The organism is Cytobacillus sp. FSL R5-0377, assembly GCF_038004385.1.
Classification (GTDB): Bacteria; Bacillota; Bacilli; order Bacillales; family Cytobacillaceae; genus Cytobacillus.
Genome location: NZ_JBBORA010000002.1, coordinates 112,204 through 127,724 on the forward strand (window position 1 = coordinate 112,204; position 15,521 = coordinate 127,724).

A 15,521-nucleotide genomic window follows, 5' to 3' on the forward strand; every position below is an offset into this window, starting at 1 on the left:
AAATATGTATTATTTATTTACAAAGGGGGAATGTGAGAACAATTTTTTTACTCCAATAAAGAGCAAGAAAGAAAAAAACAACAAAAAAGGAGAGAAATATGAAAAAGATAATTCAATTATTAAGTGTCTTTGTTTTAACAGTAAGTATATTATTACCTTTTTCTACAAATGCCCAAACTAGGGAAATTCCTCCCCAACCTCCTCAAGAAGTACTCAATGAAGAAACAGGTCAAGAATGTGGATGTGAAAACGATAATAGTGAAAATTCATTAGTGAAAGAATCCATTAAAGTAGAGGATACAACAGTAATCAATAATTTTAAATCTCAGTATAATCAGTGGGAATCTTTAGGAGTAACTTATTATAATACCAATGAGTTTAATTGGAATGAAGTTACACTAACAAAATACGAAAATGGTGACTCTTCATTAGTTGTACCTTCTACCAAACTTGAACAAGGTGGTAATTTAGTATTTCTAATGGCTGGTTATTCAGTGGAAGATGGGGAGATTCTAAACCCAATTTTGATGGAAATTGACCCACAAGAAAATGATGAACGGCCAAGTGTCGAATATAAAACCCTTGATAACGTTGCTGTTGCTGGATTCTTATTTAGTGAGGATGGTGAATATTTAGAAAAGATCGAATACCCTGATAATCAAGTGAATGGCTATTGGAACGATGTTGCAAAGTGTATTAAGAATTCTTGGAGTAAAATCCCAAGTTGGTTAAGGACAGTTTGCTCTTCTGCTTGTTTCAGCGTTGTATTTGGAGGTAATATTTGGGGTGCTGCAGTTTGTGCCGGATGTTTAGGTGGGCATGTAATGCATTGCATGATGAGTAATGCGTAATAATAGCATCAGTAAACAAAAACTAGTTGTGCATGGGTTAATATTCCTTATAGCCACTATTTTAGCTGTTATATATTATCCCTCTGGAGTCTCGACAATTTGTATAATAGCGGCTTGTTCATCTGTATTCTTTCTAGGTAAACCAGCCTTCTCAGGGAAAAATAAAAAAGATGTTGATTAAAATATAATAAAGGAATAAATCAACAAAATTTAAACCCATCATCTGAGATGGGTTTCTTTTAATACTCAAAACCTTATTGAATAGCAAGATTGAAAAAAGGATAAAATTATAATACAATAAAAAGAACATATGTTCGATAATTTAGCAAAGGATTCATTTGTAGAGAAAAGAGGGGACAAAATGATCCGCGATAGAGGTACTAAAAAGTGGGTTTCACTAATGTTACCTGAACATGTAAAGATGTTGAGGGAATATAACGCAAATTATAATAAGATTCCAAAACCGTCTCTTGATGAACAGAAATATGAACAGTTTAATGAAATCGTATCTGAGGCTATGGAAATGAATAATACCTTGGAATTTGCTTATTATTTTCAAGGGGATATCAGACAATATATTGGCAATATTCACTATTTCGATGTATTAAAAAATGAGTTAAGAATTATTGATCAACGGGCTGAAAAGCACTTTTTAAAATTAGAAAATATCATGGGCATATCAAACTACTATGAATAATATTCTAAAAAAATTGAGCAAAAGTAAGAGTTGGACTAAATGGTAAGGATTATCTATATAAACATATCTTTAATGAATGAATGTTTGAAATTAAAAAGATTTATCGAAAAAAGTCTTGATAACAGAATAAAATGGCAGCCAGCTCATTTTATGCCAGAGCATAGGGCCATGCTTAATCGAATAACAATCGACGACAAAAAGCAAAAAAAGCCTCAGTTGGATGAACATGAATTTGAGGAAATAGGTTATATTGTCATGGAATCCTTAAAGTGTACCATCCCAATTAAAGTGACGATTTGGAAAGACGGGTTTTTTATGTTTAGAACCGGAATCGTAGATAAAGTGGATATGCTAATGAAATATTTACTCTTAGAATCTAATGGTGAGTTATTAAGGATATCTATTCACGAAATTACGGCTGTTGAGAGGATATAAAAATGACCAGGATTCCAGATAAAGACCGGGATATTTTAGAGCAAGCTATGTATCTCCCGATGCTCCTTACCATTCTCGAAAGGGATCGAATATTATTTGATAAAGGTTCCTTCAAACTTAAACAACCATACTTGGAACTTATTGATGAGACGATAAAGGCCGTTCAATATGATCTAAAAATAACTAAAGATGCAATGAGGAAAGGTCAAATGAAGGTTGAAGAAATCACCCGGGATGAGGCTTTCACGATGTTTTTATTTATTTACAAAGGCTATGAGGAAAAACATAATTATTTTAATCCAAGAATTCGAAATAGGGTCCAGGAACTAATGGAGTTTTACCTGTATAAGCGATTTAAATATTAAAAGCCCTTAAGAAGGGCTTTACTACATTTAGAACCAGTTATTTTAACTGTTTTTCACTGCATCTTTCAGTGCTTTACCTGGAGAAAATGCTGGTACTTTACTCGCAGCAATTTCAATTTCTTCACCAGTTTGCGGATTACGCCCTTTACGAGCGGCTCTTTCACGAACCTCAAAGTTACCAAAACCTAAAAATTGGGCTTTTTTCCCTTCTTTTAATACATTAGTAACTGCTTCAAATACTGCATTAACAGCTTTTGAAGCATCCTTTTTGGAAAGCTCACTACGTTCAGCCACTGCATTTACAAGTTCTGTTTTATTCATTTTGGTCACCTCTAGAAAAATTTGGAATCATCAATTTATGTTGCACTATAAGTAATAGCATATAAGCTTGTTTATATTCAAGAAAAATAATCTCTTCATATTTTACTACTTTACCAGCTTGAGTTTAAAATCTGCTAAAATCACTTCACTTTTACTTTCGTCACAGCTTTAGATTTTTTTGCTGCCTTCCCTAATTCCTTCAGCAATGTTTTTTTATCCTTTTTAGAAGCCATATATTCCCCACCTGCCCTCTTATTTCGTTCGTTAATTTTTAGTTTGTCCAAATTAATAAATTCTAAACGTACTATACTCTCCACTAGATGAATAGATTAACAATATAACTATTTAACATTTTGACACTGGGATAAAAGAGGAGAGAGGGGCTCTTTTAGAAGAGGGGGGAGTATATTGAAAGCAATCAATCCAATTTTTGATAACAAAAATAAAAACAAGCTATCCGTAACTCATACACCCAATGTTCGGAAAAAGCCTGTAACGAAGGCTGAGGGCAGAAAAGAAAGATGCGATAAAAAGAAAGATGTGAAGATACCATTCAATGACGAAGAGAGGGTATTAATTAAAAGGCTTGCTAAAATGCGTGGCCTGGAACCGACTCCTTATTGCACTTTGTTAATCAAGAAGGCGCTCAAGGAAGAGCATCATTTTCCTCCCTGTTATTACAATCCAAAAGGGAAACCTTATCCTGCAAAACTTGAAGTTCATTACCATGATCAGCTTTTTGATTATAAAGTTAAATGGGATTGTAGTCTAAAAGAGGCTGCCTACAGGATTATAAGTTTCATGCTAACCATTGAAAGAAGGTTATTGTTATGAATAAAACCAGATATGGTCAATATGAAATATATGAAGAAGAACTTGACGATTTATCTTATCAACCAAGTGGATTGATTGATAAGTTAATTTTTAATCTGGGTAGAAGCTTATATAAATCTCAAGAACTTCAATACTCTTTTTCTGTGCCTGCATCTGAATACTTAAGGGGAGAACTATTTTGCAATGATGTATCTGAAGCCATGGAGTGTAAATTCACGCAAAGAGATCTAATAAGTTTACTCCTTGACGATTTTTTGTATCAAGCAAAACAACGAAACAATCCATATGATCTTTATCATGAATTAGATATAAGGAGTGAACACTCGTTAAAGGTGAATAGCTATGAAGGTGGGAATAAAACATATAACCGTAATACATCTAAAGGAAAAGAGCGTATATTTGAATGTACCATCAGAAGAAAAGAAGCCTTACGACTGGAAGTAATTTTAAGTGATATAGCAGAATTAGGGGAAAACAAATCATTTACAGTTAACCAGGTGCTAAGAATTCTTTATAGCGACTTTATACAGAAATATAGAACTGGAAATTTAACCAACGTAATAGAAAATATTGTTGCTCGTTATAGAAACTTATAATCCTTATTAAAGTTGGTACCATAATTTAGGATTTCACGGAGCAATAGGCCCTTCAAAAAACAGGAATAAAGGCTTGACCATATCCAATATTTACATTATTATGATGATATATAAATTAAACCAACGGGAAAGCCCCGAAGAACTAAGAGCAGATACTTTTTGTATCTGCAGCTCTTAGCTTCTTCGGGGCTTTTTTTGTTCCTCGAAGGAGGTGGAACCATGAAAAAGTCTATGAAAAAATTATTTCCATTTGTAGCGTTAACTGCAGTATTTGCCTTTTCTTTACTTCTTTTCTCTCCAGAGGAAGCCGCAGCAGCTTGGAAAAAATCCGGTATTACCCCTCAGGGAAATTTGCAAAACAGTAAAATTTACACCGATCTTGCTAATATTGTTTACTTTATTACAGCTGTAGGTGGATTCTGGGTTATTGGATGCCTATTATTCGCGGGTATGAGACTCTCAGCTGCTCAGGGCGGAAATCCACAGGCCCGAACGCAGGGCTTTATTGGAATCTTAATGGCTGGACTTGGAATTTTCATTATTGTTAAAGCAACGACTATTGCTGGTTGGTTTGCAGGATTCGGATCCTAATTAGAAATTCAAATAGAAAAACTCATACCCCTCTAAATTATTAGAGGGGTAGATTTTTAAAGAAGGTGCTCATTTGAGAAAAGAAACTGTTCCAATTGATATGTCCTCTGAACAAAAAACAATACTAGGCTTTATCTCTATAAGGCAACTTATCTACCTCATCATTGGCGGGGCCATTTTATATACATATATCCCCATAGTCTTTAACATATTCCCGCATTTTATCGTCGGTGGGATAGCTGCTCTTATTTCAGCAATTCCCACACTGGTTTTTATTTTCATATTTGGTTTTTGGAAAAAAACAAAACTTCATCTAAATTTTGACCACTATTTTCTAATTAAGCTTAATTACGGAACACAGATAGGCATTTGGCGGAAAGGTAGCCGTTCTAAAAATTGGAAGGTGACTAATAAATGATTGAACTTATCGTAATGGCAATCTTCGGGGTTGTTGCTTATGTATTTTACAAAATGATGTTGAAGGAGCCCATTCTCCCTTGGAAAGAAAAAAAAGTTTATGAATCAGATACCCCATCAAATAAAAAGAAACAAAAAAAGAAAAAGCATGAGGTTTCAATCGAAGAAGAGCCAAAGCTTTTTCAAGAGTTATTTGATGAAGTAAAGGACATATCAAACCATATGATTAGGTTTAATGATAATTCCTTCACCATGATAGCTGAAGTTGAGCCGGTCAATTACTTCCTTAAGAGCCAAGATGAACAGGAAGCGATCGATATGGTTTTTGAAAGTTGGTTAGCTGCCATTAATTACCCTGTACAGTTTTACCTACAAAATCGTTTTATAGATATTTCTGAACCGGTTCAGCAAATGAAAGAGAGCATGAGAAATTCAGAAGACCTTAATGAAGCAGCATTAAGTTTTGGCCAATCAATGATTGATGACTTACAAAATTGGCAATCACAAACACCACGTTATGAGACTAAGAGATATCTCATATTTACTCATAAAATCAACGCAAAGGACATTTCAGCTGATTCAGCTGAAGAATTAGAAGAAAAACTTGTTGAGAAATCATTTGCTGAATTAATGAGGAGATTGAATGCCGCTAAATCTCAATTAAGGAGAGCGGAAATGAATGTTTCTCTTCTTCCTACAGAAGGGATTTATGAATTGCTTTATCACACTTTTAATCGTCGAAAAGCAGTAAAAAATCGTTTCAAAGATTTAGTAGAAACAGAAAAAAATGCATTGTACGTAACAGCTGAGCAGACTGATGAACATATTGAAGCGGTTAAGGAGGCTATTGAAGAAAATGAATTTAACCAAGAAGAACAGCGAAAAGAAGATCGAACAGAAGAAAGCCAAGCAAGTTAAAGAAAGTAAGGTTAAAAAGAAAAAACAGTCCGGTAAGGATGAAGCGATCTCAGATCATCAAATGGTGACTAAGCCTACAATGTGGGACATTATTTCCCCTGAAGGCTTAAAAATTAATAGTGAAGATTTTGGAATAATAAAGCAATCTCTAGGAACCAAAACATATTTCCGTCCAATTTATATTCCAAGAGACGGCTATCCCAGAAAAATGCAGACTAATTGGCTCTACAATCTTTCTTCAAGTGGAGAAGTAGACGTTCTAATTGATGTACATAAAGTAGGAAAATCAGATGCCATTAGAACCTTACAGCGGCAAATTACAATGCTCCAGTCGAACTTAACCTTTCAGACTAAAAGAGGAAACATTGATCAAATTAATGATTTGGAATCTAAAATTCGAGACACAGACTTACTTATGAGCGAAATACAGTTCTCCGAGAATGACATGTATAACGTTAGTTCGTTAGGGGTTTTATATGGCCAAAGCGAGAAGGAACTAAATAGGTACAGTGAAGCCATCGAGGATGAAATGAGCAGTCAATTCTTCTCTTTAGTCTCGACCTGGAGCAGAGTCAAAAAAGGTTTTAAAAGTGTTATTCCTTTTGGGAAAAATGAGATTCCGGATTCATTTCGTAATATTGACCGCCGTGCTTTATCTACCTTCGCTCCCTTCATTAGTGGCAGCGGTAAATACATGGGAGGTATTCCATTAGGAATAAATAAAATTACTGGCCAATTAGAGTTTATCAATAGTTTTGGGAATGAAGAGTACCGTCCACAAAACTATAACATGTTTGTAGTTGGTATATCTGGTTCAGGTAAATCAGTAACTCTTAAGCTCTTAATTGCTCGGGAATTAACTGGTGCAAATATCTATAGCAGATTAATAGACCCAGAAGGTGAATTTGTTCGAATCACCAGACGATTAGGTGGTATCAATTTAAACATTAGTGAAGAAGAAGATATTTGCATTAATCCTCTCGCTATTAACTTTACTGACGTCCCAATGGATGAGCAAGATGAAGAGTTAGATTTATTAGAAGATACTGATGAACGAGAAGTTATTGAAAAAGAGGGGAAGAAATTTATTCGGTTTGTACCTCTTAGAGAAAAAATGAATGACATTCTGGACTTTTTCGATATTATTTGCCGCGGTAAGAATTCGGAAGATCGAGGCCTTGATGTTTTTGAGAGAAACTATTTAGAAGAAACAGTTCAATACATCTTTAATGAAAAGTTAAAGCTTACATCTCATCCGGATTCCTTATTCAGCAACGAGGTAGTTCAAGTTGACAACCAATTGATCCAATCAAAAGTAAGGAAACCGGAACCGACTATATCTGATGTGTTCGAATACTTAAAAGATCATTATGAGGAAGAGCCAAAAGCTCTAAGATTAATAGCCGCCATTCGCCCCTTCTTAAGGGATGGCTCAAAGCCTATCTTCGATGGACAAACATATCTTGGCAAGGGAGTTACCCAATCATTGCAAGATGCAAGGCTGGTTAATTTTAATATTAGCCAAATGGAGGAAGGCTTTTTACGCCCAATTGCTTATCATGTAATCCTGAATTATTTATGGGAGCATTTTGTGAAAAATCTAGATAACGCAACAAAAAAGAAATTTGTTTACGCCGATGAAGCTTGGACATTAATCGATTCTGAGCAAACAGTCAGTTTCCTTGAAAAAATGGCACGAAGAGCCCGTAAACGAAACACAGGTCTTCGATTGGCAAGTCAGGACTTTGTACGCTTTGTTACTAATAACAAAGCTAGAGGGATTCTACAAAATACACATGCTTATCTATTCCTTCAGCAAAACAAAATTGATTTGAAAGTTATTAAGGAAAACTTTGACCTTAGCGCTGGTGAAATAAATATCTTATTCGGGAATCCGGATAAAGGTGAAGGAATTCTTCGGATGGGAAAAAGCTCCGTGTGGTTACAAACAAATCCTAGTGAGGAAGAATTATTCTTCATTGAATCTAACCAAGCAGTTTATGAAGAACAAATGAAGCGAAAACAACTCATGGAACAGCGTTAGAAGGGGGTGGTGGTCCTTGCAAGATAAAATTATGGATATATTTGAGTCCCTATTTGAGAAGATGCTCGAATGGATATTGGGTCCCTTTAAGGATCTAGACACTCTTAAGGGGCTCATTTATGACACAGGAAAAGAAGAATACTATTATGGTGTTTTTAATGAGGATCAATTTGGTGTTATAGCTCAAGGTATGGCTGTTATGCAGTCCTTATCTGTAGGGTTCATTTTAGTTTCTATTATATTAGCGGGTATGAGAATATCCTCTTCCGGTATAAATCCTTCTAACAGGACCTATACATTTGAATATTTTAAAGACTTTATTCTTGTAGCTATATTGTTTTTTAACTTGAGCACAATTTTCGAAATTATGTACTCCGTAAATGAAATGTTTGTTTCGACATTCTCAAGTGCAAAAGAAGTCATGGATGGAGATATTGCGAAACAGGCTACTACATTTCTAAAGCAAGGTGTTCTAGGGGGATTAATAATAGGATTGGTACTTCTTGGACTTTCAATATGGGCAAACTTCTATTATATGATGCGTACCCTTACACTAATGATTTTAACCATAATGTCGCCTTTGGCAGTGGCTCTTTACCTTATTCCGCAAACGAAAGGTATTACCGCTGGATTGTTTAAAGAATATGCAGGAACTGTATTTGTTCAATCCGTTCATGCCGGGGTATATTGGGTAATTGCAGCAATTGCTGGTGCGAATCCTGGTATCGGAAGTATCTTACTTTACATCATCTTTATTCCTGTTACGGAATCAATCAGATCTCTTTTAGGTTTAGGAGGACAGATGAATGACCGGTTAAGTAAAACGGCAGCCATGATGGGTGGTTCTGCACTAATGGGTGTTGCTGGTGCAGTTAAAGGGGCCTTAAGTGGACAATCTGTCGCTCAATCATTAAGAAGTGCTGCTGGCCAGGTAGCTAAAAATGCTAAAGGCGGAAAAGATGGTACTGAAGAAGACGGTGCAAAAGGTCTCCTTGCAGGAGCTGGAACAGACATAGGTTCTACCTCAAGAGCAGAAAGAATGCTAAAAGCTGGAGAAATTTTTTCAAAAGGCGGTAAAGCTGTCTTTGGAGCCGCCGGAGCTATTGCTGGTTCACCGATGGGTCCTGTCGGTTCAATTGCTGGCTCAACTTTAGGTTTTAGTGCTGGTGGTGCAATCGGTGGAGTAGCGGGAAGAGCGGGTATGGCTGGTGCAGAATTATTGGCAGACAGAGCTAAAGCTGGTTTTAAGGCGGGGAAAAACAAGTTTGATGGTTTAAAAAATGCTGAAGCTCATGCAGATGAAAAATTAGCTAATACCCTTGCTGATAAAGAAACCTCTCAATGGGCTGGTGAAAATAAAGATGCATTTCTAAAAGATATTAAAGAGCGTTTCCCTGATGCCACTGATCGCGAAATCAATCAAATGTGGGATAAACAAGTTGCGTCTAAGCAAAGTGATTTTCTCGAAAAAGCAAGATCAACAGTAAAAGGACTTAAAGCACAAAATGGGAAACTTGCAAAAGCTTCAGACTTAGTAGATTCCACCGTAAATAACCTGACTAATGATTGGGCAAGAAACAATGAAGATACCTTTAAACAAAATTATGATGCCGCTCATCCGTTGCCAGCAAATGCTACGGAAGCTGAAAAGAATAAACATAATCAGAATAAAAATGAAGCCTGGAATCAGAAGATAGCTGAAAAGAGAAATGCCATAAATGGTGTAGCCTTGGCAGCAGCTTCTAAACTCGGATTTGGCAAGTTAGATGGTCAATCTTTCATTAATAAGGATGACTTTATTAGTGAGGTTGGCAATCAAGTCGGTAGCGTTCTTGGCATCAATGGGAAACAAGAAAGTTTAGGTGCCGTTAAGGATGCAATCAATAGCGTTAACTTAAATCGTGCAAAAGCTACAGATTTGATAAATACTTCTGTTGGTGGCCTAACAAAAGAATGGGCCAGTAAAAATAAAGAAGCATTTATGAGAAATTATGATAATGAAAACCCCTTACCAACGAATGCTTCTACAGAAGAAAAAACAATGCATCAACAATCTAAAGAAGCTGCCTGGAATCTAGCACTTGGCCAAAAGCAAAATGCTATTAAAAATGCTGCCATTTCGGTTGCCTCCAAACTAGGGAATGGATCTCCAGTTGATTCATCCTCTATTAATAAGGAAGAGTTTGTAAATCAGCTTGGAAATAAAGTCAGTTCCATTACCGGTTTTAATAATCCTGAAAGTATTCAAGCAGTCAAAGCTGCGACTAATGGAGTTAAAGTGGGACAAGCTCAGGGTTCTGAATTAATCGGTGCAACTGTAAGCAATTTGACAAGCAAGTGGGCTAAAAATAATCGTGAATCCTTTATGAAGAACTATGATATGTCCAACCCATTGCCTGCAGATGCAAGTTCAGATACTATACAAACCCATAACCAAAATCGGGAAGTTGCTTGGCAAAATGCGGTTGCTGGTAAAAGAAACACAATTAGTCAGATTGCTAGTAAGGCCGCTTCTAAATTAGGATATATCCCTTCTAGTGCCAATTCTTACATTAATAAGGACGACTTTGTTAATGAGGTTGGAAATGAAGTAGGCGCGGTAATTGGAGCGGGTCAAAGCGCTAGCCTCCTCGCTGTTCGTGGAGCTACAAGTGCCGTAAAGAACGCTTCACTGTATTCAGGGAAGTCGGTAAATACACCATTCTTACGTAATCAATTAGCTTCAATGCAAACAAACAAGCAAAGGGACGCTTTTGTTGAACAGCATATTAGTAGCAACCCTGGGGCAACCAGACAAGAGGCTGTTCAAGAATGGAACACAACACATGCACCATCTCAATTTCAAAAGAACTTAAACGCGTTAGCCAATCCTGTAAGCGGACTCCCTAGACATATACCTTTAGACCATCGGTTAATCGGAGGAGGTAGTTTCGTTAGAGGAGCATCTGCTTTAGGTGCAGGTGTTGCTAGTGGAGTCATTGAAAGTACGGGTATTATTTCTGGTCCGAAGGCTGTTGGCCAATTTCTGAATGATACTAAGATGGGGGCATTCGGAACAGCATTAGTAACAGATACAAAAACGGCATGGGAAAATAGAAATCCTGTACAAAATCCAGTCACTGCAGCAGCAGATTCTGTGGGAATTGGATTAAAGAATGCTTGGAGTGCAGCAGATAATCATGTTGCTCAAAATGTGGTCGGTAAACAAGCCGGTTTTAGAAACACTGTTGCTTATTCAGTAGGTATCTTGGGAGGAGTAAAGGGTTATAAAGCCGGAGCGAATTATGCAGCTGGAGGAACACAAGTAACTAAAGCATTTGGCTTAAAAGGATGGAATCCATATAACAACGCTGTTAATCAAAAGTCTCCGGATGTTGCTGAAATATCTGAGATAGAACAAATGGCTCAAACTATAATTGGTGATGATGGCCAAAAAACACTTGCATCTGGAGCAGTTCGAATGGTTACTTCTAAGGGTCAAACAGTCCTTCAAGTAAGAACGAAATCGGGACAGCTTCAAACAGTTTCTCGTATTGGCTCGGGTGATTCTTCTTTAAAAAAGGGAGAAACCCTTTATCAAGATTTATCAATTCAAGATGGCCAACTCACTCCAACTTCTAATGTCTACCAAGAAGACAGTGGAGGAGGGAGGGTTAATTTAAACCGCACCATAAATGTTAACCCTAATAGACTGGTAGCTAATAGGAACACACCTAAAACTCCAAGGGTTGTAAAAGAAGTACGAAGCTATAACCAATTGGTAGATAGCGGACAGTATTATTTAAAAAATGCAATGAGTGAAATGTCCAACATTGAAATGATTGTTGACAGAAATCGAAGCTACCTTCAAGGAGTAAAGAATGGACAAACCTACCGCATTTCTCCTTATGGACCGGGTGATACAAGAATTAGCCCTGATGAAACTCAAAAGATCACCTGTGAGATGAGAAATAATAAGCTGATTCCAAATAATCCTGATGGTTATACTACTACATTAAAACCAGAGGATTTAGTCGCTTATCGTCCAGCTAACAAACGAAATATGATGAGAAAACAGAATGACAAGTTCAGAAATAAAGCATTTGTGGAAGGCTTGAGGTGATCGCATGCTGCCTTCACCTCAAGAAAAAGAACGAGATCCATCCGTATTAAGAAAATATGCTGAACATAAGGCCAAACAGCAGGGCAGGAAAGTAGCTAAAAAGCTAGCTAAAAAAGGAGCTAAATTTGCAGTTAAATTAGCTAAATTCGCGGCAAAAAAGTTTGTCTTGCTACTTGGAAAAGTACTAGCTTGGCTAGTTGGAGCTGTTGGCCTCCCTGTTATAGGGATAGCTTTAGCGGTAATTGTTGCTCTTATTGTTATCTCATTAGCCTGGAGCTTCATGTTCGGTACAGGCGATGGACTAGAGGGTGAAGATAAGAAGATTCATGAATATATCGTGCAACAGGCAAATGGCACAGTAAATATGAATAGTTCACTTGAAAGACCCTATCGCGTACCCGAAAAACTAATAGCTGCCACTATTCAATTAGATGCTTTCCAAAAGAATGATGATATTAAAAGCGTCATTAAAAAAATGGCCAATGCTCTTGCTCCTACATTTGATTACGGTCAATATGATGAATGGAAAGAAAAACAGGTCACGGTATGTGAAGATGGAAAATGTAATGCTGGACCTGTAAAAAGAACCTCAAATATGGTTACAAAATTAAACCATGTAGAGTATTGGAATGGAACAACAACTTTTACGTACACACCTAAAGTTACTCCTTGGAAAACTAGTGAGAAGATCACATACCGGGAAGAAAAATATAAAGAAAAAGTAAAAGAAACATACACCGTTACTGTAGTGGAGTACTATATCGAATATGAGACACGGCCCTATACAGTTACCGAATACGTTCCTTATGAAGAAAAAATTGCTGTTGTAAAACTTGATGAAAACGGTAGAAGGTACGTAGAGTATATAACTGTTACAAAGTATAAAAAGGTAACTAAAACAGAGTATAAAAAAGTTCCTGTCAAAAAAGCTAAATCAAGGGAAGAAGAAAGGGTTAGAGAAGTAGAAGTCGAGAAAGTTCGAAAAATAGAAGTAAAAACAATTACGAAAACACGTCAACAATATTTCGAGTCCTCTAAATCTACTATTACTGATTATGCTACTTTTGATAGCATCCTCAATTCTTATGGGCTTGGTCTAACCGATAAAAGTATAGTAGAAGCAAACTATATGTTTATGGGAGGAACTATTGCTTATACAGATTGGCTTCAAACGATGGGAACCGGCGGTAGCTTCGGTGGTTCTCCTGGCTTTGACGGAACTATAATACCTGGTGCAGGTGTACCTCCACAATACATGCCTTTCTATCGATCTGCAGAAAAGAAGTATGGTGTTGATTGGTATGTATTAGCAGCTGTACATTTTGTTGAAACTGGATTCAGTTCACATAAAACTATGGTTTCATCTGTTGGCGCTGTTGGACACATGCAGTTCATGCCCGCAACATGGGTTGGCTGGAAGTACAATATCGGCGGAGGACTAGTTTCGTCAAGTCTAGATATCACCAGTCCAGCAGTCATTGCTGCTGGAAATGGATACGGAAGAGATGCCCAAAATGACGGCAAAGCAGACCCTTGGGACATGGAAGATGCCATTCATACCGCAGCATATTACTTATCAAAAAATGGATATGCAAAAGATGCAAGAAAAGCCATTTGGCAATACAATCACGCAGATTGGTATGTTAATAAGGTACTTTCCAACGCAGAGAAATTTAAGACTGCAGCAACCTATGAAGGTGGTGGAGATACTCCTCCATTAAAACCAGGTAGCTTTATGAGGCCAGCTATTGGTCCTGTGTCTTCTCCTTTTGGAGCAAGATGGGGAACGGTACATTATGGAACTGATATCGCTTCTGGGGGTAAATCCAAAGTTCCTATCGTTGCTTCTGCAGATGGGACAGTTAGCCGATCATATTTTTCTTCATCTTATGGAAACGTTGTTTTTATTAAGCACAACATTAATGGGCAAGCTTATGAAACAGTTTATGCTCATATGACCAATAGAGCAGTGAGTCAAGGTGCAAAAGTCAAGCAAGGGCAATTTTTAGGCTATATGGGTACGACCGGGAATTCAACTGGAGTACACTTACACTTTGAAGTGCACAAAAACCAGTGGACACCCAATAAAGGGAATGCGATGAATCCGGCATTAGTTGTTCAATTTTAATAAATGAGGGGGATTCCCCCTCTAAAAAGGAGAATCAGTATTTGTGAAAAAGCTAGGGATTGCAACTATTATCATTACTAGTATCTTAATTTTAATGGGATGTTCCTCAAAACAAAATGCTACAGCAAGTTTAAAGGTAACTGAAGAAAATAAATCCTATCTAGAAGAATATGATAAGTCCTTACAAGTATATTTTGATCAAATGACATCAATTTTTAAGTCCTTTAATAATTCATTAGATGGCTTATATACTGAACAATACAGCCGTGAACAATTCGCAAAATCTATGAAAGACAATATAGAAATATCAAATACACTAGTTTCTGATGTTGAAAGTTTAGATGTAGAGCCCGAATTATTTGAGAACCATCAAAATCTTATTGCGCTAATTAATCGTTCTCACGGACTTTTGTTAACTGCTATTGATATGGCCAACACTGAAGAAAATGAAATTGATAAAAACTATCTAAGAACTGAGTACCAAGAAATTAAAACGAATCAAGCATCTATCAATAATGAATGGAAAATACTAAGAAAGAGTCTTGAAACCTCAGACGGAGAGACACCTCAATAATCATGAATAAAAAATTCGCCGCTTTAATATCAATAATGGCCATTTTAGGTGTTTCTTTGTTTATCTATCTAGATATCAATTCAGACAAACAAAGGATTGAGTTAGACGCTACTAAAGAAGAGGTACTGAAGGAAATAAAAGATTCAAAAGAATACACTGAGAAAACAATTCAATTAGCGGAAGGTAACGACCAAGACATCGGTTATTTCCATCCAGAACATGCTGAGCATGAGGGAAAAGAAGATCCCAAAAAAGATGCCATAAAATATTTTATTGCTGGGCTTCTTAGCAACAATACCGACATCTTTTTATCTAGTTTTTATGTAGAGTCTATCTCTCAAGATTTATTTAAGAGTAAAAATCCCGATAAAGATGCTGTTACTAAAGAAATAATGGATAAAATTTCTCGCAATGGTACTCTAAAAGAGATTTTGTATAAAGTAAATAAAGGGTTCTTAAATGCAGATAGCAACACAATCTCACTAACCATTAAATACGACGATCAAAAAGAAGCCACAGTAAATTTTGATCTTTTAACTTTATCAGACTCTCACCATGAGGATGAAATAGGCACTTACGTAATAACTACTTCTGCATGGGATATCATTAAACAGATAGAAGCCAGCCTCCAATAACAGGAGAGCTGGC

General features: G+C 36.6%; 15 protein-coding genes. 14 read left to right on the plus strand and 1 reads right to left on the minus strand.

The window, feature by feature from the left end:
* Nucleotides 1-98 precede the first annotated feature (98 nt).
* The 4 genes from NSQ49_RS25455 to NSQ49_RS25470 all read left to right on the plus strand — a co-directional run bounded on the left by NSQ49_RS25455 (nucleotide 99) and on the right by NSQ49_RS25470 (nucleotide 2,348).
* Nucleotides 99-851 carry a hypothetical protein gene (locus NSQ49_RS25455; protein WP_159870502.1) on the plus strand — a complete coding sequence of 251 codons (753 nt, stop codon included), beginning with the start codon at nucleotides 99-101 and terminating at the stop codon, nucleotides 849-851.
* A 361-nt stretch (nucleotides 852-1,212) separates the two neighbouring features.
* Complete coding sequence (locus NSQ49_RS25460) at nucleotides 1,213-1,548, plus strand: YolD-like family protein (RefSeq protein ID WP_159870505.1); 336 nt, start codon at nucleotides 1,213-1,215, stop codon at nucleotides 1,546-1,548.
* A gap of 39 nt (nucleotides 1,549-1,587) precedes the next feature.
* Nucleotides 1,588-1,983 carry a YolD-like family protein gene (locus tag NSQ49_RS25465; protein WP_236566337.1) on the plus strand — a complete coding sequence of 132 codons (396 nt, stop codon included), beginning with the start codon at nucleotides 1,588-1,590 and terminating at the stop codon, nucleotides 1,981-1,983.
* A gap of 2 nt (nucleotides 1,984-1,985) precedes the next feature.
* Nucleotides 1,986-2,348, plus strand: coding sequence for a hypothetical protein (locus NSQ49_RS25470; RefSeq protein WP_159870508.1), 363 nt, complete (start codon nucleotides 1,986-1,988; stop codon nucleotides 2,346-2,348).
* A gap of 42 nt (nucleotides 2,349-2,390) precedes the next feature.
* Here the strand turns inward: NSQ49_RS25470 and NSQ49_RS25475 are convergent, their stop codons facing one another.
* On the minus strand, nucleotides 2,391-2,669 hold the full coding sequence (locus tag NSQ49_RS25475; protein WP_159870511.1) for an HU family DNA-binding protein: 279 nt from the start codon (nucleotides 2,667-2,669) through the stop codon (nucleotides 2,391-2,393).
* 408 nt (nucleotides 2,670-3,077) lie between these two features.
* Here NSQ49_RS25475 and NSQ49_RS25480 point away from each other — a divergent pair, with 408 nt between their 5' ends.
* From NSQ49_RS25480 to NSQ49_RS25525, 10 genes are all read left to right on the plus strand, one after another.
* Nucleotides 3,078-3,503: a hypothetical protein gene (locus NSQ49_RS25480; RefSeq protein ID WP_019380475.1), complete on the plus strand. Its 426-nt coding sequence runs from the start codon at nucleotides 3,078-3,080 to the stop codon at nucleotides 3,501-3,503.
* Nucleotides 3,500-4,099, plus strand: coding sequence for a hypothetical protein (locus tag NSQ49_RS25485; RefSeq protein WP_009336127.1), 600 nt, complete (start codon nucleotides 3,500-3,502; stop codon nucleotides 4,097-4,099). Before NSQ49_RS25480 ends, NSQ49_RS25485 begins: the two co-directional genes overlap by 4 nt.
* 219 nt (nucleotides 4,100-4,318) lie before the next feature.
* Nucleotides 4,319-4,690: a pilin gene (locus tag NSQ49_RS25490; protein ID WP_159870514.1), complete on the plus strand. Its 372-nt coding sequence runs from the start codon at nucleotides 4,319-4,321 to the stop codon at nucleotides 4,688-4,690.
* A 73-nt stretch (nucleotides 4,691-4,763) separates the two neighbouring features.
* Entirely contained in the window at nucleotides 4,764-5,108 is a 345-nt protein-coding gene (locus NSQ49_RS25495; RefSeq protein WP_159870516.1) for a PrgI family mobile element protein, read from the plus strand.
* The gene (locus tag NSQ49_RS25500; RefSeq protein ID WP_019380453.1) at nucleotides 5,105-6,025 is read left to right on the plus strand and encodes a hypothetical protein; all 921 of its coding nucleotides are present in this window, start codon (nucleotides 5,105-5,107) and stop codon (nucleotides 6,023-6,025) included. The genes NSQ49_RS25495 and NSQ49_RS25500 overlap by 4 nt, the downstream gene beginning before the upstream one ends.
* Nucleotides 5,964-8,069 carry a VirB4 family type IV secretion system protein gene (locus tag NSQ49_RS25505; protein WP_159870518.1) on the plus strand — a complete coding sequence of 702 codons (2,106 nt, stop codon included), beginning with the start codon at nucleotides 5,964-5,966 and terminating at the stop codon, nucleotides 8,067-8,069. The genes NSQ49_RS25500 and NSQ49_RS25505 overlap by 62 nt, the downstream gene beginning before the upstream one ends.
* A 16-nt stretch (nucleotides 8,070-8,085) precedes the next feature.
* Nucleotides 8,086-12,171 carry a hypothetical protein gene (locus NSQ49_RS25510; protein ID WP_159870520.1) on the plus strand — a complete coding sequence of 1,362 codons (4,086 nt, stop codon included), beginning with the start codon at nucleotides 8,086-8,088 and terminating at the stop codon, nucleotides 12,169-12,171.
* A gap of 4 nt (nucleotides 12,172-12,175) precedes the next feature.
* Nucleotides 12,176-14,299: a peptidoglycan DD-metalloendopeptidase family protein gene (locus NSQ49_RS25515; protein WP_034297894.1), complete on the plus strand. Its 2,124-nt coding sequence runs from the start codon at nucleotides 12,176-12,178 to the stop codon at nucleotides 14,297-14,299.
* Between the two features lie 43 nt (nucleotides 14,300-14,342).
* On the plus strand, nucleotides 14,343-14,873 hold the full coding sequence (locus tag NSQ49_RS25520; RefSeq protein WP_159870522.1) for a hypothetical protein: 531 nt from the start codon (nucleotides 14,343-14,345) through the stop codon (nucleotides 14,871-14,873).
* 2 nt (nucleotides 14,874-14,875) lie between these two features.
* A complete protein-coding gene (locus NSQ49_RS25525) occupies nucleotides 14,876-15,508 on the plus strand; it encodes a hypothetical protein (RefSeq protein ID WP_159870524.1) in 633 nt (210 codons plus the stop codon).
* Nucleotides 15,509-15,521 lie beyond the last annotated feature (13 nt).

What these genes read in the sequence shown, in the direction of transcription:
- NSQ49_RS25515 (WP_034297894.1), top strand. Translation starts at nt 12,176, where the DNA reads ATGCTGCCTTCACCTCAAGAAAAAGAACGAGATCCATCCGTATTAAGA.
- NSQ49_RS25490 (WP_159870514.1), top strand. Translation starts at nt 4,319, where the DNA reads ATGAAAAAGTCTATGAAAAAATTATTTCCATTTGTAGCGTTAACTGCA.
- NSQ49_RS25470 (WP_159870508.1), top strand. Translation starts at nt 1,986, where the DNA reads ATGACCAGGATTCCAGATAAAGACCGGGATATTTTAGAGCAAGCTATG.
- NSQ49_RS25500 (WP_019380453.1), top strand. Translation starts at nt 5,105, where the DNA reads ATGATTGAACTTATCGTAATGGCAATCTTCGGGGTTGTTGCTTATGTA.
- NSQ49_RS25475 (WP_159870511.1), bottom strand. Translation starts at nt 2,669, where the DNA reads ATGAATAAAACAGAACTTGTAAATGCAGTGGCTGAACGTAGTGAGCTT.
- NSQ49_RS25455 (WP_159870502.1), top strand. Translation starts at nt 99, where the DNA reads ATGAAAAAGATAATTCAATTATTAAGTGTCTTTGTTTTAACAGTAAGT.
- NSQ49_RS25505 (WP_159870518.1), top strand. Translation starts at nt 5,964, where the DNA reads ATGAATTTAACCAAGAAGAACAGCGAAAAGAAGATCGAACAGAAGAAA.
- NSQ49_RS25485 (WP_009336127.1), top strand. Translation starts at nt 3,500, where the DNA reads ATGAATAAAACCAGATATGGTCAATATGAAATATATGAAGAAGAACTT.
- NSQ49_RS25460 (WP_159870505.1), top strand. Translation starts at nt 1,213, where the DNA reads ATGATCCGCGATAGAGGTACTAAAAAGTGGGTTTCACTAATGTTACCT.
- NSQ49_RS25465 (WP_236566337.1), top strand. Translation starts at nt 1,588, where the DNA reads ATGGTAAGGATTATCTATATAAACATATCTTTAATGAATGAATGTTTG.
- NSQ49_RS25525 (WP_159870524.1), top strand. Translation starts at nt 14,876, where the DNA reads ATGAATAAAAAATTCGCCGCTTTAATATCAATAATGGCCATTTTAGGT.